The sequence below is a fragment of the Litchfieldella rifensis genome, assembly GCF_042646605.1.
Classification (GTDB): domain Bacteria; phylum Pseudomonadota; class Gammaproteobacteria; order Pseudomonadales; family Halomonadaceae; genus Litchfieldella; species Litchfieldella rifensis.
The window spans coordinates 377,409-398,739 of sequence record NZ_JBHRUG010000027.1 but is presented as its reverse complement, the minus strand read 5'-3'; the positions used below and the strand labels follow the sequence as shown (position 1 = coordinate 398,739).

Here is a 21,331-nt window from a genome sequence, read left to right as displayed (position 1 = left end):
GCCCCGCGAAGCGGCTGACCCTGCGTACGGTTCGGTAGCGCTAAGTGAGGTCGGAATTACCTACACTCCAGTACAAGACGAGATTCCCTTCCGACGGTGACGGTACATGATCGAAAGTCGCTCGCCAGAGCAGAACCATCTACTAGCGGCCTTGCCAGACGAGGTCAAGCAACGGTTGGCCCCCCTTCTCGAGCCGGTGTACCTGTCGCTAGGCCAGGTACTATACGAGGCGGGAGGCACCCTGAGTCACGTTTATTTCCCCACTGAAGCGATCGTGTCGCTGCTCTATGTGACAGAAAACGGTGCGTCGGCGGAAATCTCGGTAGTGGGCAATGAAGGTCTGGTCGGCATCGCCGTCTTCATGGGAGGCGAGAGCACCACCAGCCGAGCCATCGTGCAAAGTGCCGGCCACGCCTTGCGATTACCGGTGAACCAGCTCAGGGATGAGTTCAATCGCCACGGAGAAATGCTGCATCTGTTGTTGCGCTATACCCAGGCGCTGATCACGCAGATGGCACAAACGGCAGTATGCAACCGCCACCACTCGATCGATCAACAACTATGCCGCTGGTTGCTGCTGTCTCTGGATCGGCTGCCGGGCAACCATTTGATCATGACCCAGGAACTGATCGCCAACATGCTGGGAGTGCGCCGCGAGGGTGTGACCGAGGCGGCCGGCAAACTGCACAAGCTCGGTGTGATCGAATATCGACGCGGGCATATTACGGTGCTGGACAGGCCCCGACTCGAGCAACTTAGTTGCGAGTGTTACGCCGTGGTCAAGAGGGAAAGCGATCGCCTGATGCCCTATCGGACGACCATGCAATGACCAAAACGACGGGATACCCGCAGGGGATGGCGGGGCTGAGCCCCGCCAGGTCGCTTCAGGCCTGCTTGGGGTCCATGCTCATGAGTTCGTCGTCCCCCCGGGCCGCTTGCAAGGGCATGACTCGGTTACCGTAAGCAGGAACGTGTATGTACTTGAGCGTACCGAAAGCGACCGGCTTGTGGCCGGAGCCGTGAGCAATGACAGGACGAAAGGCCATTGGAGCACCCGTGCGGACAGGCTGATCGATAAGCTTTTCCATGATAGTGACCTCGGTGACGCCATCCGCGAAATGCGAGATAGCGGCTAACCGACTATGCCAGGCTGTGCTCGTGATATCGGTGCGCTGGCGCGCTTAGCACTCGCTTTCTCTTCGGAATTCTCCCTACTTTTCGATAGCGAACCGACAAAAACTCGGGTCTCGCTCAGACTCCTGGTTACGAATGATCGCTTGCCCAGCAGGGCATAGCGCATCGGCCGGGATGGTAGCTTGTGGATGTATTGCTCCGTTATTTGCGCGGGTATCACTCATCGTCGCCGCCTTGGAATTCCACGGCCCCGGTGAGGGAGGAACTGTTCAGCGTAGAACGGCTCGAACAGCATGCCGGCAGCCTAGCGCTGGCACAACGTGTCACTAAAACGCCCCCAAGGTCATGCCGTTGGCGCGGCGGCTCGACGATAATGCCAAGGTCTTGCTGGCTGCCTACCGGGCGAGTGCTGCGGAGCTGGCTGATGGTCGCAGTGTCGTGCCGGCCGCGGCTTCTGCCTATTCAACAACGTCGCGGTGGCCGCGGCCCATGCCCACGCCGAGTTGGGTTGCGAACGGGTCCTGATCATCGACTGGGATGTTCACCACGGCAATGGCACCCAGGATATCTTCTGGGCCTCGCCGAATGTGATGTTCTTTGATACCCATTGTGCAGCGCCCTTCTATCCCGGTTCCGGCAACAAGGAAGAAATCGGCGAGGGTTTGGGTGAAGGGCTGACCATCAATGTCCCCCTGCCGGCCGGTTGCGGCGATCCCGCGCTGGTCAAGGTCTATCGCGAGATACTGACTCCAGCCGTGGAGTGGTTCAAGCCAGACCTCACACTGGTCTCGGCGGGCGTTGACATGCACCGCCAGGATCTGTGCATGAACTTGAGTTACAGCGGCTTCGGCGCACTGACCGGCATCGTACAGGAGCTTGCTGACAAACACTGCGGTGGGCGTTTAGTCATGGTGCTGAAAGGCGGCTACCATCTCGAAGCACTGGCGCGCGGGGTCCGAACCGTCCTGGAAGTCCTGGCGGGCGGAGAGCCTCCCGAGATCGAAGAGCCAGGCATCAGCGAGGTGACTAGCCTAGCCGATTTCCACCGTGACGCGTTTAGATGAATCGCGCTACACATGTGTCCGCCGTTGTTAACTCGGAGAATATTGCCGAGTAGTACGCTAAAACGAACGCCACAGGAGGGCCGTAACCCGCTGATTCAGGAGGTAAGAAGATGGTGGGCCCAGCTGGACTCGAACCAGCGACCAAGGGATTATGAGTTCGCTTTTAAAACAATAAGATACTGACACACAAGGAAAAGCGACCGTAATCGAGCGAAAGGTACAGTTCTTTGGAATCGGTAGTTTAGCGAAGGTTGAGGATAGCACACGAAGCTGGTGTGTGTACTGCTGCTGTACCGTTTGTGAGGGCTCCCTCTCTCGAGCAGAATGCACCTGAAGGGCAAAAGGTTGCATTTCTTTTTTCAAAACCATATTAATGGCTTTCAGCACTTGCGCATATATAACTATGCTCACCCACAGCATAATATTATAGTCAGTCACTTTTGTGGAAAACAGCTCATCCTCACCTAGGCAATTGCTGCATAGAACATATTACGCAGACCAGAGTTTTCATACGCGACTTTTCGTCAAAGTACTTTATGTAAACACCAGGATAGCACAAGCCCAACAACTAAACTTCAAACAGAGCCGACAACCTGGATATCTGCTTCAGTAGTTTTTTTGATAAACAGGGACGTGCAGCCCAACAATTTCAGCATCTCATTAGTTACTTGCCCAGCACTTAACCCAGGCTGAACAATTGTGACTTCCAAATTAATTTTGGCTGTTCTTGCACGATTTCTAATTGTAGCTAGATCCTCAATCCTTCCTTTTAGGAATCGAGAGCCACCTCTTTTTTGCCAAAGACTCTCACGGTGATAGATGTGTTTATATAAGTGAACCAACCCTGCGTGTTTCCAGTGAATTGATCTCTGTGCTTGCCCACAAACCTCATAGAGATCTTTGAGGCGCGCGCCTGGCTCATTTCCGCTTGAGTATTTACAGTGAACAAGATGCAAAAGGATTTGGTTTTCAGTCGCCTTGAGGGCTACCAAATCTGCAGCCTCGCCTTGACCATCGTCATTGATGATCACGTCGTAAACATCACGAATATCTAGGTACGAACTATATTGAACAGTGTTTTTATCTAAATACAGCCCCATTGACTCTGCCTTGATATTAATACTAGCCCAGTCTTTTTTCTCTATCTCATCCGGGTTGAACAGCCCTATTTTTTCCTTAATCTCAACCAGCCATTTGTTGTAAGAAAATGCGCCGTCTACATATTGAATGACAACGGGATCTCGATTCATATACTCCTCAAAGGAAATCGGAGCACCTCTCCCTAAAACGAAGAAAACCAGCTCACCATCCGAAAGCTCATAACTATACCCCGGTGCTTCTTTGAAAAGTGACAACCTATATGTAGCTGATTGCCCCTCACCAGACAAAGATATAAACATTCCCTCCTCTGAACTTGGCTGAATTTCTATACCAACCAAGTAAAGAGGAACTTTTACATCACCAAACACGAGATCCACTCGTTCCTCATAAGTTGACAAAAGCTGCTCACCCCACTGCACTGATATAGGGTTAGCATCATGATAGCTGTCTATCTTAGCTGGCCTTAAAAAGTCCCTAGTAATGTTATGTTCGTCAATTCCTCCCATGGCCACTTTATCCCAAGCCCGTCTTACCCAATCTGACCAGTCTGTCAACGTACCACCACTTTGTGGAGACCAGATCTTTCCTTTCTTTTGAGAGCACCCCCAGACCACACATTCGCCAGCTTCGTAACCTTTTGCTGCGATATTACTTAGACTCGATTGAGAGGCTTCAATTTGAGAGAGACCGTCGGTTACGTTTGGCCCGAAGAATTGCGTAAAGCTTATTGCGCCGACTTGTGAAGCTCCCAGATTCCTCACAAGCGGAAATTCTACACCATTAAGAACATTGAAAATCCTCTCTCCCGATACTGGCTCGCATTCCTCCCCGCAGACTTCTTTTGCCATTTGCTCCACCCGGAATGCCTTGTAGTCGCTCGAAAATATAAAAAGAGCCTTGCGTCGAGCATCCCACTGAGCAATTAATAGTTTAAATGCTACGTCATTCAGATTCCGATATGCCCCCCATTTTACCGGACTTCTTTGCACCCCCAAAACAACTAAAATTTTATTATCATCCGAGATTGAATGCCAGTACTCATCAAAATTAACCATTACTTGATTATAATTTATAGGAGTCCATTCCTCACAGTGTGTTTCGAACAATACTGCAGAGAAAGATGGCGCAAGATTCCACAATGATATGTGCTCGCTGAGTTCTCCGGCTCCCTGTTTCAAAGCATCGACAACCTCCTGAAGCCCAACCTCCCGATCGATGCGACTTTCTGATAGGCGCCGGAGTACGGAATCCCAGTCTGCATCTTGGGCATAGAGTTTTTGAAGGCCACCTTCGACACCAGGGTCAGCCGTATTTAAGACAACTGATGCATCACCCACTGGCGTATCAGCCGCTGACCGCGTGAATCTCCCTACGAACTGAAGTGCTATGGCTAGGCTTTTGTGTATATCATGAATAGCTGCCACTTTAAGATTCGGCAGGTCGTAACCTTCTCCCAGCATGTCAACGCAAACTACTATCCGAGATTTACGCGTTAATAATTTCTGGAGACATGAAGCATTATCAGCCTTTGAATAACTCGAATGTACCACAATTGGCTCATAATGATTGGCAATCACTCGATACACAGCAATCAGTGTATCAGCACGCTTTTTTGATTTAACCCGCGCCATCAACAAATGATCAAGCCCCGCCTCAAGATCTCGATCAAGAATCTCTACGGCTTTAAGCGCAATTGCTCGGTCAGCTTTTTCATCAAAATACTCTTCAATCGCATTCAACTGAATCGGTTTAAAATAACCTGCCCGTTGGGCTTCACCCATCGTATAGTTAAAGATTATCTTTCCTCCGAGGGATTGCCGGTCATTTCTGAATGGTGTCGCTGTAAACTGGACAACCCCTTTACCATTGAATTTTTCACGCACAGCATACCAAGACTTTGCAGAGACGTGATGTGCCTCATCAACAAACAAATGAGAGCAACGGTTGAGAAGTAAGTTAGTGGCCGCTTCATTGCCGCTGTTGAGTACATTAGGGGTTGCTATGATAACGTTGGCAGCCTCGGTCAGCTGACTTGCCACATCTTCTTCATTGAGCCCTCTAGAAAGCTTCGCAACATATGGTAACTGAACGTTTGGGCTCACCACACCGAGTTCCGGAAGACATCCTAAGGTGAGAAACTTTTTGAATAATTGTTCCCGCAATGAATTAGAAGGCACGACGACTAAGACTGGCGATAGACAGTGATATATCAGCGTAGCAATCATTGTCTCAGTCTTGCCTGTGCCAGTTGGCAAAACGACAGTTGCTGGATCCACAACCCTATCAGTAGAAAAGTGAGCGGAAATAGAATGAAGTGCTCCGAGCTGCGGCTGTCTTAAACCAGTAATGCCAGCATCAGGGTCATCACTTTGAAAGACAAATCCACCTTTCCAACTAGCACGTACTTCTTCAGGATTTTTCACTGTGTCAACGGGATACTGAGCCCAGATTAACGGTGTGGTGCTGTCAATTTCTTCCACTTCACAAAACGATGATAGCTTAAAACAAAAAGCATCTTCAGGTAGTTTAGCTGGTGCATTCCATTTTCGAAGAAGCAGTTCATTAAAAGGTGCGGGTAGCACTGTAACAAGCTTCAAAAGTCCCGCGTGTTCACTTGGCTCGATAGTGACGGTTGTCACGAAGCGTCTATTACCAAGTTTTTTTAGCTGATTCTTGGCGATGCTAGTTGATATTATAAGCCTTTCAGGAACTGTAATCTTTGTTTGCAATGGCGAAAACAAGTCCATAAATCGTTCACTCCATATAATCAATCGACTTCACCTAATAACCTGAAAAGCTTTTTTCCTTTACTTAAGGATACTCAAAGGCTTTTTTTAGGTCGTCATCTACGAAAAGCATTTTATCAGCGTAGACTAAAGTTCTTAAACTAGCCAGAGACGGGCTTTTAGACGGTCCTGTGGAACGCTTGGCTTTGCGCCGTGCCAGTGAGCAGCGAAGGTGCACCCGAAAACAGCTTATCGGACCGAGTAACTCTCCGCCTTACAATCTCTTCGCTTTACAATCTCTTCGCTTACATTTTTATAACATTAATTAGTGCGAGAGAGAACAAAACTCTGTGAAACATAACAACTCACCTTGATGTATTAATAATTATTGCCAATTGATCCACCCGAGCCTGATCGTTCATCAAACCAGTATAAAAAATGGATAACCAATTATTATAAGTATCATACTCTTTATCTTTGGAATTCCTATACCTCTCAATGGAACCCATCAACTCAGCACCCGTCACATCCTGCCCAGTAGGAGGAAGAACCAAATCCAATATATTGTGAGCACGTTGGCTTAAATCGCTCCAATATTTCTCAAACCAACCTTGAGTCGCATCATTAGAAATCACTTCATCCAAGTGGAACTGTAGAAGAGCTACTTGAGGATGATTGTCGTCTATTACTTCTATAGATATACTTGGCGTTTCAAAACTTCCCTTAAAATTAGATTGATACAATCGTTGTTCCAAAAAATTATCGAAGTATGGATGAATCACTCTCTGTGGCGATGCCCTACCCTTTACTGTAGTCCCACGCAAGGAATTGCAGTTACAGGCAGGAACGAGATTTTTTGAAAAAAAAGAATACTCGGGATAATCGTCTTTGGGAAGGTAGTGGTCCAATGTCCCATTGCCAAATCCTCCACACATTGGGCATATGATCGGTGACAAGGTACGACGATATTCGTTTATAAATTTTAGACGTCCAGTCGGAGGCTGATTGTAGTGCGCTATCAACGCTTTTTGAAGACGATTGCCAACAGGCAATTTAGTTATGCTCCAAGGATCTCCACCATGATGAATATAATCATCATATTGGCTGACAATCTTTGTATATTCATTCCTTAGATCAGGATAGCTACCCAACCTTTCATTATCGGCCAATAACTGTAATTCTTCAAAATCGTTGACTGGGGGTGGATTAATTCCCTTCACTTTTTTCCTCCATATTCAATTTCCTACGAAGGTACATAACGACATCGGCTGACAGCTCTTCATCTAATTCCTTCAACAATGATCTTCTAGATTCTAAGGACTCAGGGAACTGTTCTAATATATCTTCAACCAATGCATTGGTGATTTCATCTTCAAAAACAAAATATGAAATCGCCCCCACATCTGCACCAAAGGTCTTCAGCCTAGGATTCTGGATATTTAGTTGACCACCCTCACCCTCCTTAAATACAAGCACCTGAGTTCTTGTAACCTCGCGGACAAAATATGCTGAGTGAGTCGCAATAATTGAAATTGACCCACTTAATTTTAGCAAACGATCCAAGACCCTGACAAAACTCGAAACAAAGTTTGGATGAAGGTGTGTTTCTGGTTCATCGAGTAAAACAAGAGTTCCATTCTCCACGAACAAACAAGCTTGAACAACAAATTTAATAAATGCCAGCTGACCACTGCTTAGGGGAAAAACATCCCCATCAATGTACAGCATTGGATTTGCATTGCTAATGACTGCCCCTAGAACCTCGAGGTTTGCTTGCTCTCCCCCCTGATCTAACTTTAAAAGAGGAACGTAGTGCTTGCCTTTGTCTTTAATAACGTGACCAGCTTGGACTGAGACAGCTTTACTCAAAGGTATTACAACATTCTCTATTTTGGGAAAGAATTTCACGCTTTCTTTAAACAACTCCCAGCGGTCATGCTCACCGATAAACTCTTCAGATCGTACCAGTTGAACACAAAGATCACAGAATCCTCTGGAAGGCTTGGACCGTGCACCTCTGTTGAGTATCAATCGTCGATATTTAATCCGTTTATTGGCTCTCTCAGGTGGAAAGGTATTTACCGTTTCACCAGGTGTCGCTATGGCAAGTAAACGGCTAATCATGGGCCGACCAAGTTCATGATCAGAAAACAACCCATCTCCTTTAATTAGGGATCTAACAATATTATAAAGCGCTTGACTTTTCCCTAGACCGTTTCGACCAATAAGAACACTTATTCTTTTTGGCAATATGCTATCTGTATCGAATTTCAAGTCGAGATGATGATGCTCATGGTATCCTGCAATTTCGTAAGTCAGTGAAAGATTTGTTGAAATTCTAGAGAAGTCTTCCCTCTCTAATCCATCAAGAACCGAGTCCGCATTATGAAATGCAAAAAAGCGCTCTGAGTCCCTCATGAAGGCTAAGCTAAACACATCGGTTTTCATGGCTTCTTCGACCAGCTTTGATCGCTTAGCAACCCGTCTAGAAGCAACCAGATCGTTTAACGCTAATAAGAAAAGTTCAGAATCTTTCGCTCCATGCTCACGAACAAAGTGACGATAACTTTCCATTCCTCCCTGAAGAGTAAAGAAAGGGGGTAGCTCATGTGCCTCAACCATATTGGATTCCAGGGATATACGGCCACTATCATCAATATTCTTGTCGACCGACAAAAATCCCAGAAACACCTGCCCCTCAATATTTTCTCGATGATCACCGAACGTGATAAGGTATTTGTACCTACACTTATATCTAAAATCGTTCCAGCTATCTTCAACCGGAGAAAAGACAATTGCGGGAAGACTTGCTGGATGGAACTTTATGTCATCCATTACAAAATAGATTTTAAAGTCTAAACCCTTGCTTTCTTCCAAATTTTCATTGCCCATAAAAACAACTCAAGAGATTAAAAAAAACAACACACTCTCCAAAACACCCGACGCCTTATTAATAAAAGGCTACACCGCAGCTCATCTCTGAGTCTTCACGCTAAGGCCCACTCTAAAGTTGGAGACCTTCTTCGGGAACAGGCCGTGCATCACCTGATCTTCGCTGTGGTTTCGCAACTGGGCCATCACCGCTTCGTCGCGTTCGATGCGGTCGGCGATGCCATTGGCAAAGTGCGGCTTCTCGGGGTCGTGGAGCTCGCCTGAGCGGACATCGCTAACCGAGGTAAGGACCGTAGTCGCCCTCAGCCACTTCCAGGCGCAAGCGTTCCTCCTCACGCTTGATGAGGCGGTAGTGAGGCAGTTCCAGCTCGCTGACGTACTCCCCCTTACGGTTGTAGCTGCCGGCCTTACCAGCCTTCCAGCCGTGGGCGGTCATGGCCTTGGCGATGCCCCACTGGCACTGAGCTTCCCTGCTGTTCGCCATGTCATCCCCTGCGCCTGGCGTAATTATGTGTAACAGCCTAGCGCCTCAGAGATATAAGGAGAAGTCTACTTAGGCCGTTATACCACCTGGGCCCCAGCCATTATTCGCGAAGCCTACCCAAGGCCTGCTCCAACAGCTCCAGTGACTGACGGTGCTTGTCAGGCTGCATCTTCTGGATGTTGGCGAGCTTCCAACGCACGGCAGGCAGCCGTTCAACGCCCGGCAGCTGAAGCAGCGCCCAGTCAGGCGCCCCCTGCTTGAAGGTTAGAAGGAAGCGAACATCCTCATCCGTCATCAGCTGGCCCAGCCGCCTCAGAAGTTCGCGCCGGGCGTTCTCCAACTGCTGCAACGGGATATCGGCTCTGGCCATCCCGACAAATTCCTGTCGGTAGACGTCATCCAGCGGTTTCAGTCGCGGGTTGATCACTTCATTCAAGGGCCTGGGATGTCCTAGCAGATAGACCAGGAAGCCTTCGAATACGCTTCGATCCAGGCCGCCCTGGTTCAGAAGCAGCTTCACATCGAAGAGGTCCCGGGGGTGCTGGCGATCCAGCGCGGCGCAGATCTTGCCACCGTACAGGTCCGGCAGTGACACCACCTGCACCGCCGCAAAGCCGTACTCGTCCTCTACGGCTTCAACGACATCGCGCTCCTGAGGCGGGTGCAGGGTGCCACGTAGCACCGGTGATACTTCCACCTTCACCTGGCTATGCCCCTGGCGCACCAGGATCCTCAGCTCGTCTCGGCGATTGTCCTGAAGCTCGGCCCGCACGCCTGGCAGACGGGCACTGAAGGCCTCTGCCAGTCGCTGCAGCGCCTCGCGACAGCGTCGCAGGGCCTCGTCACGGGGTTCCAGCGGCAGGTAGGCCAGGTCGATATCGACAGAGAGACGCGGAAACGGCTGCACGAAGAGGTTGATGGCCGTGCCGCCCTTGAGGGCGAAGCACGGCTCGTCATTGAGAAACGGCAGCAGCGAGACCAGCAGCCTGACCTGTTCGTGGTAGCGAGCTTCAATCGGCATGCAGGAAAGCCTCCGGCACCGTAACGTGATATTCCCTGTCCAGCTTGCCGCCCTGGCAGAGCTGCCGCTTGCCTTTGCCGAGGTCCAGTCGATGTGGTTCCAGACGACCGTACCAGGCATGCCCGGCGTAGCGAGCCAGCACCAGAAAGGCCCGCTTGGTTCTCACCGAACGGCATCCCTCCAGCAATGCCTGCAGCCGGCGCGGACGCATCGTGTTAAGCCCGCCGAAGGTGTCCACCAGCTCACTGCTGAACAGCAGCTCATTCGGCGTCACGGCGATCCACTCCAGGACCGCTCGCTCGGGGGTCGATACCTGCAAGCTGAAGGCCCTGCCATCCGGCGCGTAGTCCGTGAAGCTACCGGGAAGCTGCACTGGTAGGCCCTTTTCCGAGTGGAGCACCATTCGCCCTGCCCACTCGGCGTCACTCAACCATCGGGGCAGCCGAGCGGCCTCCTTGCCATACAGGTGCGTTGTGTGCTCCCCCATGGGCAGATAGTGGACAAAGCCGTGCAATGCCAGGGCTGTCTGGCCACCCGGCCAAAGCGGTGGCACCCCAGAGTCGTCGCTTGCCTGCAGGGCGAAAACGGCGCTCTCCCAAGTAAGAGGCTCCCCCGCTTGGCAGTAGGCGCCGTGCCCCACGCGTTGCAGCCAGCCACTGCCAGCCAGCTTACGCGCCTGATCCGAGGTGACGCCATGTGATGCAAGCCAGGCGGTCGTAACGACGGCGCCATACGGGATCTTGTGCAGCAGATGGTTTATTTTCACGTGAAAAAGCGGCCTTAAATTCCCTCTTCAGAGTTAAGAGTAAACCACACCGGTTTATTTTCAAACACAAAATCGCCATTGTAGGCCGTTTTCAGCATATATTTTAAACCAACGACTGCATCTTCGGCCCTGCTCAGGCCACAGGGTAGCCCCACCACAGCGGTTGCAGGATCAGTTGGTCGACATCGACGCACCGCGCTCACATCCACGTGCCCGGCGCAACGTTTTAGCGGGGCGGCAGCTTGAGGGACGACGCTAAGCTGGGGAAATCACTGAAGAGAGCGAAGCGGCCGCACATCACGTTAATCTTGATAGTGCGTGTACTTTTTCGCACTTCCTTTCACTTGGTCGGAGGGATATTTCTCCGCATTCTTTTCCATCTTCGCCCAGCATGCCGCTTCGATATCCACGCCCAGCTTGCCTGCTAAACGGATCAGGTAGAGCTGAACATCGGCAATTTCGTCACGCACGGCGGCGAGTTGTTGTTCATCCAGCTCTTTGGACTGCGCTTCGGTCAGCCACTGAAAGCATTCTTGCAGCTCAGCTGCCTCCACCGTCAGCGCCATAGCCAGGTTCTTGGGCGAATGGAACTGGTCCCAGTCTCGCTCGGTGGCAAACTGATCCATGGCATCGTGTAGCTGCTTGAACGGGTCGGACATGAGGGACTCACCTAGTTCTGCTGTCTTGGATTGCTGAAAGCATGCCTGCTCTACTGCTCGGTATCCAGCCTGAGTCCAGGTGGATCGGCTCAGAGGGCCTCATAGCACGAAGAGAAACTCGCCTATGACCTTCAGGTCCTCAAGTTCGTCCTCGAGCACGATGTCCTTGTAACCGAAGGCGTTGGTCTGTGGCTTCAGGACGATACGCTGGTTCACGAACTCGCCGTATTCCTCGATCTTTTCGCTCTGGTACAGCTTCACCGTGAAGCTGCCGCCATGATCCGGGTCCTCAATGGCTCGATGCTGTACCACAACGATCTTGCCCTGACGCGTGCCGCCAGGATTTGCACGGAATAAACACCAGGCGCCATTGGGAATACGCCGGTTCATCGACTCACCCACTACCCGGCTGACAAACAGGTCAGGGCTTGCCCGCATAAAGTCAGGGAGCTCGACCCAGTGCTCAGCTTCAGCGATCTGCATGTCACTGAACTCGCCAGCGGCAATGCTCAGATCGTAGACAGGCACATGGCGCTCAAACGGCTCTGCCAGCTCTCGTGTCACGATAGGAAGGTGTAGGCCGTCTAACACCTCGGCTTCATCGAGCATAGCTGGATGCTCAGCCTTAGTGCGGGAACGTACAAAGGCTGCGAAGTACTCACAGGTCTCGGGGTCCGTTGCATAGACATAACAGCCCTTCTGCCCCCGCGTCATCAGAGTGCGGTAGGTGTTCTTGATGATCTGGTCTGCCAGAGCCTTCGCCCGCTCAGGTTCCTCCTTGAGCAGTGTCTTGTACCCGTGAACGGAACGGTCCTGTCCTGCCCTTTTCCCGGCATCGGTTACCACGCGACCGTCGCGAATCACAAAGTCATCCCCGATGATAACGCCGACGTAGTCGAACTCCAGGCCCTGGCAAGTGTGGATGCAACCTACCTGCTCTGCTGACCCATCGGCGATAGCCCAGAGCATGCCGTCGTCATCCAGGTTCCACTGGGCAGCGAAGCCATACTCAGCAAAGACGATATCCATGGCATGCTTGTCCTTCTTGCTCGTCCAAGGCCAGCAGTATCCCGCCACCATGCGTGCCTTGTTGGCCTTGCGATTCTTTTCAAGAATGGCTCGACGCAGCGCGCTGGGGTCATCAAAGACCTGGAAGTCGTAATCGATGTCATCCAAATCGGTGTTGGCCGTAGTGCGAACCTGAAGCGCGTGATCAAGCCACGCCAGATAGCCATCAGAGCCGTTGCAGCGAAACTGAGATGCCAGCTCAAGCTCCTGCACGTCAGCCCCACACTCCTCTGCTCGACGCTTGATCTCTTCTACCGTGCCCACATCCTTCAGCGTTACTCGCTGCGCTTCATCAATGAAGAATACCGATAGCCGGGAAGCCGTGATCACTTCCTTGATCTGGCTCTCTCCCATGTTCTGGTACATGCCGGACTTTTCATTCAGGCGGTGGGCCTCATCCACGATAAGCGCGTGGAAGGTATCTGGCTCGGTGCTCACGTAACTTCCCGAGCCTTTGAAGAGGTTATCGATATGGGTTTTCTTTCGGGTGCCTGTCAGCTTCTTCTTGAATACCTCACGTGGAGCCGAGTTACGTGTCACGTACTGCGTCATCATCTCGCGGTTGGTCAGCTCCACCAGCAGGTTGATCGCCACCACGGACTTGCCAGTCCCAGGACCGCCCTTGACGATGAGGCACTGCTTGTTTCCGTTGCCTGCACGGTGCGCAAGGTCGATCGCGGTTTCATAGACCAGCTTCTGATCATCGATCATCAGAAACTCGGCATTGCCCCGCATCATCGACGCCAGCGCATCCGCCAGGTTTTTGCTCGGCTTGATCACGCCATGCTCGATGCGATACATGATGTCGTTACTGTCACCGTACTTGATGTGCTGGCTCAGGAACTCGGAAAGCCGCATGGCGTCGCGCGAAATGAAAATCGGGGCACGGCGGGTGTGGTGTTCGTAGAAGGGGTCATTGATGGCGTCTGCCTGCTTCATGTTGTGAAGGTAGGCACAGGGCACCAAGCTGATGGACTCGGAGCGCACTGTCTCGTTGTAATCTTCGATCAGCGCCGCATAGGACCACGCCTGATACGAGGGATGGTTGGTTTCGCGAATACTGGAACCCAACTGGGTACGCACAATGGCATCCTTTTTCGTCACCTCAACGGACTGCCACTGTTTCAACTCCACAATGACGGCGGCATCGTCACGCTGGTGGTTCTTACCGGTAAGGATAAAGTCCACACGGCGGTTGGTCAGCGGGATGTTGTACTCGATAGCCACCCCTGCCGATGCGGGAATTCCCTCATCAAGCAGCACGCTCATCATGAAGCGAAGGGAGTTCTCCCAGGAGGTCACCTCACTGCGAGGTGAGTTGCGATTCAGCTTGCGCGCCACCTCGTTCTCGATGGCGTCGGTGATGACGTTGGCTCGCACGTCATCAATGAACTGCTGCTTGGTGGCGCTGTAGACCAGCATACCCTCGAAAGTTTCCTTTCCTGTCAGTCACTTATGGATTGTTCGCGTGGATGCATTTGACAATTATGCACGCTAGCGGCTGCTATAACATCACCTGAACTTCATATGCCAGTTAAAGCAGGCTTGGAGAGTCAACTGAGCCATCTTAGCTCGAGTAGGGCTGCGGTCCTGAGTTTGCCCTTATTAGTCATTCATCGGGCTTGAAGCTCAACTGCGTGTTACTCGGTCCGCTTGCTGGACTGGCTCCTATATCCCCGCCCTGTTCCGCGATCATCTCTTCGACCCATAGCTCACCGGTAAACTGTGCATTTTCGAACTCTTGCTGAATAATCCATGCATCTTCTGAAGGCGAGGCAAAGATCTCATAGCTTGGGATCTCCCAATCGTCCTCAAAGTAGCGGAGCACCCAGCCGTAGCCCTCTTCTGGTGGGCACGGATCGATCTTGAAGCTATAACGCGGCATTTCCGTTCTCCTGCGCTCAAACCAGATTCCAACGTTTGCGACTACCGTAGGCCAGCGCCATCACGCGATCATTAATCTCACTGACACGTTCCAGTAGCTCTTTGATACTAATTTCTCCCTGACTTTGGTCCTTGATACGCATGCGGGGTAAGCCCAGCCGGGTGCCGCCTGAGTTTTCAATCACGTCAGTCAGTGCGAAGGAAGCCTGGATCAGAGCCGAGAGTTCTTCTTCATTCATGACCGGTTTACGTAGCAGCGTGGCCCGAATCAGTGCCGAAGCCCAGCAGGTGCGATTCGGGAAGCCCTCGTAGGCGGCTCGCTCGATAATCAATTCTTGCTCCTGTCGAGTCAGCCGAATCGATAACTTGCAGGACTTGGGGCCACGCATCATGTCTCGTCCTTCTTCAGCGATGCTCTCCCCGCATACACGTTGGATCATTTCTCGAAGCACATCTGACTCCGAGCGGCCTGATGCCTCACACAGACGCTGCCAAGCTTCCTTCTCTCCAGGTGTCAGCCTGGTCTTGACCACAGCTGTGTCCGTCATTCCTTCATCCTCCATTCTGCGCCGACACTCGAATCTGATACCAAATGCCAGCGCAATACCGGCAGGTGGTACCACTTTGCGAATCCTGCCCTAGCCTCAAAGCCACCCACACTTTTCGTACGTAAGAAATTTTGGCTCCTGAAACATCTTCTCCAGGCGCGACCAACTCAAGGCGGCGGTACCAAGTGCTAGCAATTTCCGAATCCTGCCCTAGCTTCAAAACCGCCCCCAAATTTCGTACGCACGAAATTTTCTCGATGCCAGTGGGCAGGAGGCTCACACCGAATGGATAGCTGCTCATGACCCACAAAGCACTTGGGCACTACCCTGCTCCGTCGTCACCACGACTTTTCTTACGTAAGAAATTCAGGCTGCGCTGACAGGACTGAAGGCTTCGCCATTAGTAATACGGATGGACCTGTCTCAAACCTGATCATCGCCTGGGGCTGAGTCAGAGGCTTCGCCATTAGAAATAGGGGAGGGACTTGTGCCAGCCTCAACACCCTCTCTACGCTCGTGCCGACGTTTGGCCAGCTCAGCCTTCATCCACTGCCCAGCGGCGCGCATCTCGTTGCGCAAGTCTTCTATCTCCTGGGGGGTCAAACGGCGATAGCTCATGATTGTCTCTCCCGTGACGCATCTCGCCGAAGCTGCGGATAGATCGCCGTGCGCCATCGCCATTGAAGAACACACACGGCAATTCCCGCTGTGCAGACAAGCAGTGTTTTGATCGCATGGATATCACCCGCCGACGCATTCGAAACCACCCCAGGGAGTGCGGGTATTAAGGCCACAACCAGCAAGGCACCAATGAGTAGCAGTACGCCCGATAGCCCCAACTCTCCGAGACGTTTGATGCGCATCCAACGCGCACGCCAGGTGGCAAGCCATTGTGAGGGCATGTTCATCCTCCGGTTATCACGTTGCCGGCACCAAAGCGCTTCTGATACGCCCGATAAGCCGATTTGGCGCCACGATACGGTGCTGCCGCGGCATTACCTGCGATACGCGTATCACGCTGGATACCACGGTACTGACGCCTGATCGCTGAGGGACGCATCGCGCTCATGGCTGAGCCAAGGGCCCCTTGAGTTGCCAATGCCACGCCACCGCCCAATGCAGAAGCAATGGCCGGCACCTGCTTCAGCACCAGGATGCCCAGGGCAAAAAAAGCAATCAGATAGGCGCTTGTGGTCATACTGGCCATGCTGCTTGCCGAGGACTCCACGATGTTCATGAACGCTTCGCTGACATCGATGACCATGCGCCCAATGGCTGAACCCAAAACCAGCAGCATGCCGAAATTGATCACCATGCCCAGCCAGCTCTCGAAAAAGCGTTGGGTGCTGTTAAACAGCAGGCCGATGATAAAGAGCGGACCAATCGCCAGCAGCACCGTCGTTGCCACCTTGCTGGCCAGCAGGAGAAACGCCACTACGATGGCAACACCACCACCAAACACCATGATCAGAATTGCCACCAAATACATGCCGAAATCACCACTCATGACTCCCGCTTTATCCCAGGCCTGATCAGCTACGGCGAGAACGCGGGAGAACAGGCTGTCCAAAATGGCCGCTGCGCCTCCATTGGACCCCGTGATGACTGCTGCTACCTTTTCCGGGCCGTGAGCCAGCACGTCCACCACGACGCCCATATAGGTACCGACCGTCAGCCCCAGCGTCATGATGAAGCCGATGCGAAGGATGCGAAAAACGCCCTCCTGCAAGGGCTCACTGACCTTGCCAAACATCATTAAATAGCCCCAGATGGCAATCCAGACGATCAACATGCTGGTAAACATTGGAGTGATGTAAGCGATGAGGTCGGTAGCCGTGTTGATGATGTACTGGACCAGTGCCTGATCAACGACGGAGAACATGCCTTCAAACAGGTTCATGAGTCCTCCTCGCTCTTGAGGCTAGACAGGTCGAGCTCGAAGGGCTCACCGCTAGACAGTGCCCTTTCTGCCTGGAGTGCATTAATGCAATTCGGTGTCTCCTGGAGTTCACCAGGGTTGTTGCCGCACTTATCCAGTGTCACCTTGCGCTCGTCGTCATGTGATTTGTACCAGTCCACGGTCTGCACCGGGTCAGTATCCGGGGTATCATCAAAGCACCCGGTCTGCACAACACTGACCAGAACCACAACGGCAATATTTCGTGCGCACGAAATTTTCCTGGCACCCATAAGGCCTCCTTACCAATCAAGTTCGAAAGGTTCCCCTGATGACGCGATGCGCATCTGCTGAACCCGCTGAGCGTGAAGCGCCTGGTTGGCCTCGGCTTGCGACCGGAGCATGGTCAGCTTGGCCATCTCGTTTTGCAGCAAGACTTCCTCGGCGCCGATACGGGCCTGAAGGTCCAGAACGTCTTTCTGGTCTGGGCTGTTGTTGACCTCGGCCACCAATCCGGCCAGCTCGCTAAAGCGCTCCTGGGCTTGCTCCAGGGACTTTTCAGACTGGCCAAGCCAGGTCGCCGTGTTCTCGTTGCCGCTGTCGTACAGGTCCGCCACGCCGCCGGATAGGCCGTGTTCGCTCGCACTCCTAATGCCGGCGCTGTTCAGCACCTGGTTGGGGTCGACGTTCACGGCGGTGTCATAGGCCAAGTCGATGACGTTAGCCAAGCCTCGGACCCCGCTCATGCTGTCCAACTGCCTGTTGGCTGTTTCGAGCTGGTCTTGCAGTTGTTCGAGCTGACTCAGCATGTGCTCTACTTGCAGGATCTGCTGGGCCAGGTTCGACGTGTCGATGACGGGAATCCCACCAGCCATGGCAGGCTGCGATAGACTGATGGTGGCCGCGAGGGTGAAACCCGCGATTTTTCGTGCGCACGAAATTATGTTGCTCATGATCAGACCTCCTTTTGACGATTCTGGCGGGTCGCCTTGGCCTCCAGACGCCGTTTTGTCCTCTGGAGCGTGAGCGACCGTTTCTCAAAATCCAGACTTTTCAGGTCGATGGATTCCATCACCTCTTTCATCTCCTCGATACAGGTGAAGAAGTCTTCGGGGAGGGTTTCCATCCCTTCGGTGAGAAAATCGCAAGCGTAACCGGCAATGATCACCAGGGTTCGAATCTCACTCTGGATGGCGTGCTGTTCAACCGCGTGTGACCGGTACAACCGTGACAGACCACTGTCGGTAAAGGCGGGTGTGATACCCTGTTTGTTAGCCATGGATGCCTCCTATGCAGGCAGTCTTGGTTAGGCGCGGTCGGGGCCATCACCCCCGTTCCGCGCCGCTCGAATCCTATTTGCGGAGGGTTCTGCGCATTTCTTCTACTGCAGGAGCTCCAACCTTATCGCTGCCGTAATTTTTGGCTATGAGGTCTGCTCTTTGCTGGCCCAGCATCTCAGCCATCTCGGCCCGCGTTAATTTTGATTTATTCCCAGGATAACTCTCAGCTTTGGCCGCATCTCTTTTATTTCTTGCTGTATTCTGTGTTGTATTCTCTGTAATAGATTTGCCCTTTGGTAGAATCAAGGTTTGACCATCCTGATCACCAGATTGGCCAGAAGGAACATCAGAATCTACCAAAGGAAAAAACTTGGAATTACAACCACTTACAGAAGGCTCGTCATCAAGTTGCTCCGCAAGAAGCTCAAGCAAGCGCTCGCAGTTCACCCGATACCACATTTTTGCAGGAACATCTCTCCTTTCCTCTTCCAATACGCCAATTTCCACTAGCGATTTCCTAGCGTTAGCCTGCTGCTTTGGAGAAAGTCCAGTTTCTGACTCCCAACTATCTCTACCACGCTGATTTTTGTAAAACCACCCGCCTCTTTCCTCCGCCTTGGTGTTACGTGTCCAGTAAAATGCTTGGCTAAGGAAGACTGCACCAGGAACTGAAACGCCGGGAAGGAGCGTGAACGCAGCATGATAGGCGACTACCCTACCCAGAATTTTCTGCACTACCGATGGACTAACACGCGCCATATTCAGAAGGCTCCAAATCCAGGGCGTCTTTTACTTGGAGCGTCCGGAAATAGACACGACGCCCTACCTTCACCATCGTCGGCTTCAGCTTCCGAGAGACCTCAGTATCTGAATAAAGAGAAACCCGCACGCCATCGGGCGAACGACCAAGAAGATCCGCCAGGTCTGATATGCTCATCAGCAAGCCAAAACGATCGACCAGATATTCTTCAGTCGTCATCCCTGCACCTCATCTGCAACGAATGGTGTGAAGGCAGTGTTAAACGAAGTAAATACAGATGCAAATGGCGAAGGATCTGATTTCAATCACGTCAGCATCAAAGTATGTAACTTTGATAATCAAGATATACCATTTTGATCCTTATAATTATGAATAAAACATCAAAGTCCCGAGGAAAGAAAAAATAAAGCCGCTTAAAAACAAATAGTTATATATTGATTATATAAAACTATCAGCATGGCAATGTTCAATAAAAATATATTCCACCTGGCTGACTTCATACTCGTGAGGGGGCGTGGACCCTGCACCCAAGAGAGATGGGGAAGAAACCAGGGAGCATTACACCCCCTGCCATGACAAACCAGATATTTCGTATTTCATATTTCGTACAATATGAAATACGGTACAGAATATGATATGAAACCATCCCCTGTTAGATGAACAGTTGGGACGACACTAAAATTAAAGCCGTTACTTCAGGCTCCGTTACAATACTGTTCGACAAATCAAGATCGGGTCCAGTTTCTCCAGCAGGTCCTCGGCCATCAAGTGGGTGTAGCGCCGTAGAATCTACATGGACATTTACCACTGATGTCCGCCATCTCATCTGACGCTCGTTTATATCTAGTTGATTGACTATCTAATGGGGAAACTAAGAAAATAAGCTATCGATCCTTAGCTTCTTATTTATTTCGACGCCAAGGCTTCGTTTAATAACGCTGTTATATCGAGCCAAGGGAGACTAATAGGTCTGTCGAGCGCGTTTGCAAACCAAGACGATTTGCGAGGACTAGGTAAGCCTTTTTTAGATGACGCTCAGTGTAACGGTGACTGAGCATGGCACTCTCGCCACGCAGCCTCTCATATACTTATTTTTTGAAAAAAATCAAGCTTTGGATCTTTTACATCTGTTGCATTAACAACAATTCCATCCCATGGCCCTTCCATATCGCTTATCATGTGATAACCGATCAAGTTATATGTAATCGGCGTCCCGCCTAGCTGCTGTAACCCCACTCTTGAAATAATTAACTCAAGCATGCTAGCAATCAAATATTGCAATGGCGCTTCATCTTCTTTGACACCCGCCCCATAACAAAAACCTTCTTCAGGATTAACACCTACGCACTCACAATAGTTATTGTATGTGAGATTTTCTTCGAGCTGTGAGTTCAAACATGAAACAATGGGCATCATCTCTTTTTCAGTAGCTTTTCTCAATCCAAGTTGATTATTTAAATTCTTTACCGAGACACATCCCTCACTTGCTATCACCTCAGGAAAAACAGTTACGTCATGTTCGCCACGCTCAAAGTCTAGATGCCAGCTATTCAGGCTGGCTTTGAAGCTTTCAATCGATTTCTTCGTATAACCTTTATATGAGAAAATATAAGCTGGTGGTAAAACCATGCCCATTACTGAGTTCTTCTCAGTAACTGACAAATCATCATACTTATTCTCATAAACCAACTCAGAGTAGTCGTCTAAAGACTGACGTAAGAACGTAGGCCTTAAACTTCTAACCGACTTGCAATTATCTAAAGCCTCAAACAGCTTTTCTTCATCTAGCTTTGATTTTACCTCAATCGTTGCTAACACACCCTCAATAAAGTACACATCTAAACTACCCAGCGTTCTCAGAACAGGAAAGTCACCTCTGTAAACTATCACATCAACCTGTTTTGAATAATTATTACTCTGATCTACGATTTGGCCAGTACCGACAACGACATTTTGGGGTAAAAAACGAGTCAATACATCACGGATAAAGCTCTCTCTAGCGTCACCAAGAACGATTCCGTTATTTGACACAGAAGAACCAACCGAG

The 21,331-nt window shown here is 51.1% G+C and carries 20 protein-coding genes; 2 read left to right on the top strand and 18 right to left on the bottom strand.

Going from position 1 to position 21,331, the window contains the following annotated elements; genetic code table 11:
• Nucleotides 1–106: 106 nt before the first annotated feature.
• Nucleotides 107–829 carry a Crp/Fnr family transcriptional regulator gene (locus ACFOEV_RS14410; protein ID WP_386775097.1) on the top strand — a complete coding sequence of 241 codons (723 nt, stop codon included), beginning with the start codon at nucleotides 107–109 and terminating at the stop codon, nucleotides 827–829.
• Between the two features lie 55 nt (nucleotides 830–884).
• Here the strand turns inward: ACFOEV_RS14410 and ACFOEV_RS14405 are convergent, their stop codons facing one another.
• A complete protein-coding gene (locus tag ACFOEV_RS14405; RefSeq protein WP_386775095.1) occupies nucleotides 885–1,088 on the bottom strand; it encodes a hypothetical protein in 204 nt (67 codons plus the stop codon).
• Between the two features lie 522 nt (nucleotides 1,089–1,610).
• Here ACFOEV_RS14405 and ACFOEV_RS14400 point away from each other — a divergent pair.
• On the top strand, nucleotides 1,611–2,198 hold the full coding sequence (locus tag ACFOEV_RS14400) for a histone deacetylase family protein (protein WP_386775093.1): 588 nt from the start codon (nucleotides 1,611–1,613) through the stop codon (nucleotides 2,196–2,198).
• A gap of 575 nt (nucleotides 2,199–2,773) precedes the next feature.
• On the opposite strand, the gene ACFOEV_RS14395 is transcribed toward ACFOEV_RS14400, so the two are convergent.
• The 17 genes from ACFOEV_RS14395 to ACFOEV_RS14315 form a co-directional block, all read right to left on the bottom strand.
• Nucleotides 2,774–6,046 (bottom strand): DEAD/DEAH box helicase, encoded by a 3,273-nt coding sequence (locus tag ACFOEV_RS14395; protein WP_386775091.1) that lies wholly within the window; start codon nucleotides 6,044–6,046, stop codon nucleotides 2,774–2,776.
• Nucleotides 6,047–6,390: 344 nt separating this feature from the next.
• Nucleotides 6,391–7,245: a hypothetical protein gene (locus ACFOEV_RS14390; RefSeq protein WP_386775089.1), complete on the bottom strand. Its 855-nt coding sequence runs from the start codon at nucleotides 7,243–7,245 to the stop codon at nucleotides 6,391–6,393.
• Complete coding sequence (locus ACFOEV_RS14385) at nucleotides 7,232–8,917, bottom strand: AAA family ATPase (RefSeq protein WP_386775087.1); 1,686 nt, start codon at nucleotides 8,915–8,917, stop codon at nucleotides 7,232–7,234. The genes ACFOEV_RS14390 and ACFOEV_RS14385 overlap by 14 nt, the downstream gene beginning before the upstream one ends.
• Before the next feature lie 274 nt (nucleotides 8,918–9,191).
• Complete coding sequence (locus ACFOEV_RS14380; protein ID WP_386775085.1) at nucleotides 9,192–9,401, bottom strand: hypothetical protein; 210 nt, start codon at nucleotides 9,399–9,401, stop codon at nucleotides 9,192–9,194.
• Nucleotides 9,402–9,501: 100 nt separating this feature from the next.
• Complete coding sequence (locus tag ACFOEV_RS14375) at nucleotides 9,502–10,422, bottom strand: nucleotidyl transferase AbiEii/AbiGii toxin family protein (RefSeq protein ID WP_386775083.1); 921 nt, start codon at nucleotides 10,420–10,422, stop codon at nucleotides 9,502–9,504.
• Nucleotides 10,412–11,188: a type IV toxin-antitoxin system AbiEi family antitoxin domain-containing protein gene (locus tag ACFOEV_RS14370; protein ID WP_386775081.1), complete on the bottom strand. Its 777-nt coding sequence runs from the start codon at nucleotides 11,186–11,188 to the stop codon at nucleotides 10,412–10,414. Before ACFOEV_RS14370 ends, ACFOEV_RS14375 begins: the two co-directional genes overlap by 11 nt.
• 302 nt (nucleotides 11,189–11,490) lie before the next feature.
• Nucleotides 11,491–11,847, bottom strand: a complete 357-nt coding sequence (locus tag ACFOEV_RS14365; RefSeq protein WP_386775079.1) for a nucleotide pyrophosphohydrolase — start codon at nucleotides 11,845–11,847, stop codon at nucleotides 11,491–11,493.
• A gap of 99 nt (nucleotides 11,848–11,946) precedes the next feature.
• Entirely contained in the window at nucleotides 11,947–14,337 is a 2,391-nt protein-coding gene (locus ACFOEV_RS14360; protein ID WP_386775077.1) for a DNA/RNA helicase domain-containing protein, read from the bottom strand.
• Nucleotides 14,338–14,524: 187 nt separating this feature from the next.
• Nucleotides 14,525–14,800: a hypothetical protein gene (locus ACFOEV_RS14355; RefSeq protein WP_386775075.1), complete on the bottom strand. Its 276-nt coding sequence runs from the start codon at nucleotides 14,798–14,800 to the stop codon at nucleotides 14,525–14,527.
• Nucleotides 14,801–14,816: 16 nt separating this feature from the next.
• Nucleotides 14,817–15,347 carry a hypothetical protein gene (locus ACFOEV_RS14350; RefSeq protein ID WP_386775073.1) on the bottom strand — a complete coding sequence of 177 codons (531 nt, stop codon included), beginning with the start codon at nucleotides 15,345–15,347 and terminating at the stop codon, nucleotides 14,817–14,819.
• A gap of 904 nt (nucleotides 15,348–16,251) precedes the next feature.
• The gene (locus ACFOEV_RS14345; RefSeq protein WP_386775071.1) at nucleotides 16,252–17,247 is read right to left on the bottom strand and encodes a type IV secretion system protein; all 996 of its coding nucleotides are present in this window, start codon (nucleotides 17,245–17,247) and stop codon (nucleotides 16,252–16,254) included.
• Nucleotides 17,244–17,537 (bottom strand): EexN family lipoprotein, encoded by a 294-nt coding sequence (locus ACFOEV_RS14340; protein WP_386775069.1) that lies wholly within the window; start codon nucleotides 17,535–17,537, stop codon nucleotides 17,244–17,246. Before ACFOEV_RS14340 ends, ACFOEV_RS14345 begins: the two co-directional genes overlap by 4 nt.
• Nucleotides 17,538–17,546: 9 nt before the next feature.
• The gene (locus tag ACFOEV_RS14335) at nucleotides 17,547–18,197 is read right to left on the bottom strand and encodes a type IV secretion system protein (RefSeq protein ID WP_386775067.1); all 651 of its coding nucleotides are present in this window, start codon (nucleotides 18,195–18,197) and stop codon (nucleotides 17,547–17,549) included.
• A 2-nt stretch (nucleotides 18,198–18,199) separates the two neighbouring features.
• Complete coding sequence (locus ACFOEV_RS14330; RefSeq protein WP_386775065.1) at nucleotides 18,200–18,523, bottom strand: hypothetical protein; 324 nt, start codon at nucleotides 18,521–18,523, stop codon at nucleotides 18,200–18,202.
• 73 nt (nucleotides 18,524–18,596) lie between these two features.
• The gene (locus ACFOEV_RS14325) at nucleotides 18,597–19,283 is read right to left on the bottom strand and encodes a hypothetical protein (protein WP_386775063.1); all 687 of its coding nucleotides are present in this window, start codon (nucleotides 19,281–19,283) and stop codon (nucleotides 18,597–18,599) included.
• Nucleotides 19,270–19,503 carry a plasmid-related protein gene (locus ACFOEV_RS14320; protein ID WP_386775061.1) on the bottom strand — a complete coding sequence of 78 codons (234 nt, stop codon included), beginning with the start codon at nucleotides 19,501–19,503 and terminating at the stop codon, nucleotides 19,270–19,272. Before ACFOEV_RS14320 ends, ACFOEV_RS14325 begins: the two co-directional genes overlap by 14 nt.
• An 861-nt stretch (nucleotides 19,504–20,364) precedes the next feature.
• Complete coding sequence (locus ACFOEV_RS14315) at nucleotides 20,365–21,315, bottom strand: DUF6602 domain-containing protein (RefSeq protein WP_386775059.1); 951 nt, start codon at nucleotides 21,313–21,315, stop codon at nucleotides 20,365–20,367.
• Nucleotides 21,316–21,331: the final 16 nt, after the last annotated feature.

Coding starts and splice junctions, on each gene's coding strand:
- ACFOEV_RS14410 (WP_386775097.1), top strand. CDS start 107: ATGATCGAAAGTCGCTCGCCAGAGCAGAACCATCTACTAGCGGCCTTG.
- ACFOEV_RS14405 (WP_386775095.1), bottom strand. CDS start 1,088: ATGGAAAAGCTTATCGATCAGCCTGTCCGCACGGGTGCTCCAATGGCC.
- ACFOEV_RS14395 (WP_386775091.1), bottom strand. CDS start 6,046: ATGGACTTGTTTTCGCCATTGCAAACAAAGATTACAGTTCCTGAAAGG.
- ACFOEV_RS14385 (WP_386775087.1), bottom strand. CDS start 8,917: ATGGGCAATGAAAATTTGGAAGAAAGCAAGGGTTTAGACTTTAAAATC.
- ACFOEV_RS14380 (WP_386775085.1), bottom strand. CDS start 9,401: ATGGCGAACAGCAGGGAAGCTCAGTGCCAGTGGGGCATCGCCAAGGCC.
- ACFOEV_RS14375 (WP_386775083.1), bottom strand. CDS start 10,422: ATGCCGATTGAAGCTCGCTACCACGAACAGGTCAGGCTGCTGGTCTCG.
- ACFOEV_RS14365 (WP_386775079.1), bottom strand. CDS start 11,847: ATGTCCGACCCGTTCAAGCAGCTACACGATGCCATGGATCAGTTTGCC.
- ACFOEV_RS14360 (WP_386775077.1), bottom strand. CDS start 14,337: ATGCTGGTCTACAGCGCCACCAAGCAGCAGTTCATTGATGACGTGCGA.
- ACFOEV_RS14355 (WP_386775075.1), bottom strand. CDS start 14,800: ATGCCGCGTTATAGCTTCAAGATCGATCCGTGCCCACCAGAAGAGGGC.
- ACFOEV_RS14350 (WP_386775073.1), bottom strand. CDS start 15,347: ATGACGGACACAGCTGTGGTCAAGACCAGGCTGACACCTGGAGAGAAG.
- ACFOEV_RS14345 (WP_386775071.1), bottom strand. CDS start 17,247: ATGAACCTGTTTGAAGGCATGTTCTCCGTCGTTGATCAGGCACTGGTC.
- ACFOEV_RS14340 (WP_386775069.1), bottom strand. CDS start 17,537: ATGGGTGCCAGGAAAATTTCGTGCGCACGAAATATTGCCGTTGTGGTT.
- ACFOEV_RS14335 (WP_386775067.1), bottom strand. CDS start 18,197: ATGAGCAACATAATTTCGTGCGCACGAAAAATCGCGGGTTTCACCCTC.
- ACFOEV_RS14330 (WP_386775065.1), bottom strand. CDS start 18,523: ATGGCTAACAAACAGGGTATCACACCCGCCTTTACCGACAGTGGTCTG.
- ACFOEV_RS14325 (WP_386775063.1), bottom strand. CDS start 19,283: ATGGCGCGTGTTAGTCCATCGGTAGTGCAGAAAATTCTGGGTAGGGTA.
- ACFOEV_RS14320 (WP_386775061.1), bottom strand. CDS start 19,503: ATGACGACTGAAGAATATCTGGTCGATCGTTTTGGCTTGCTGATGAGC.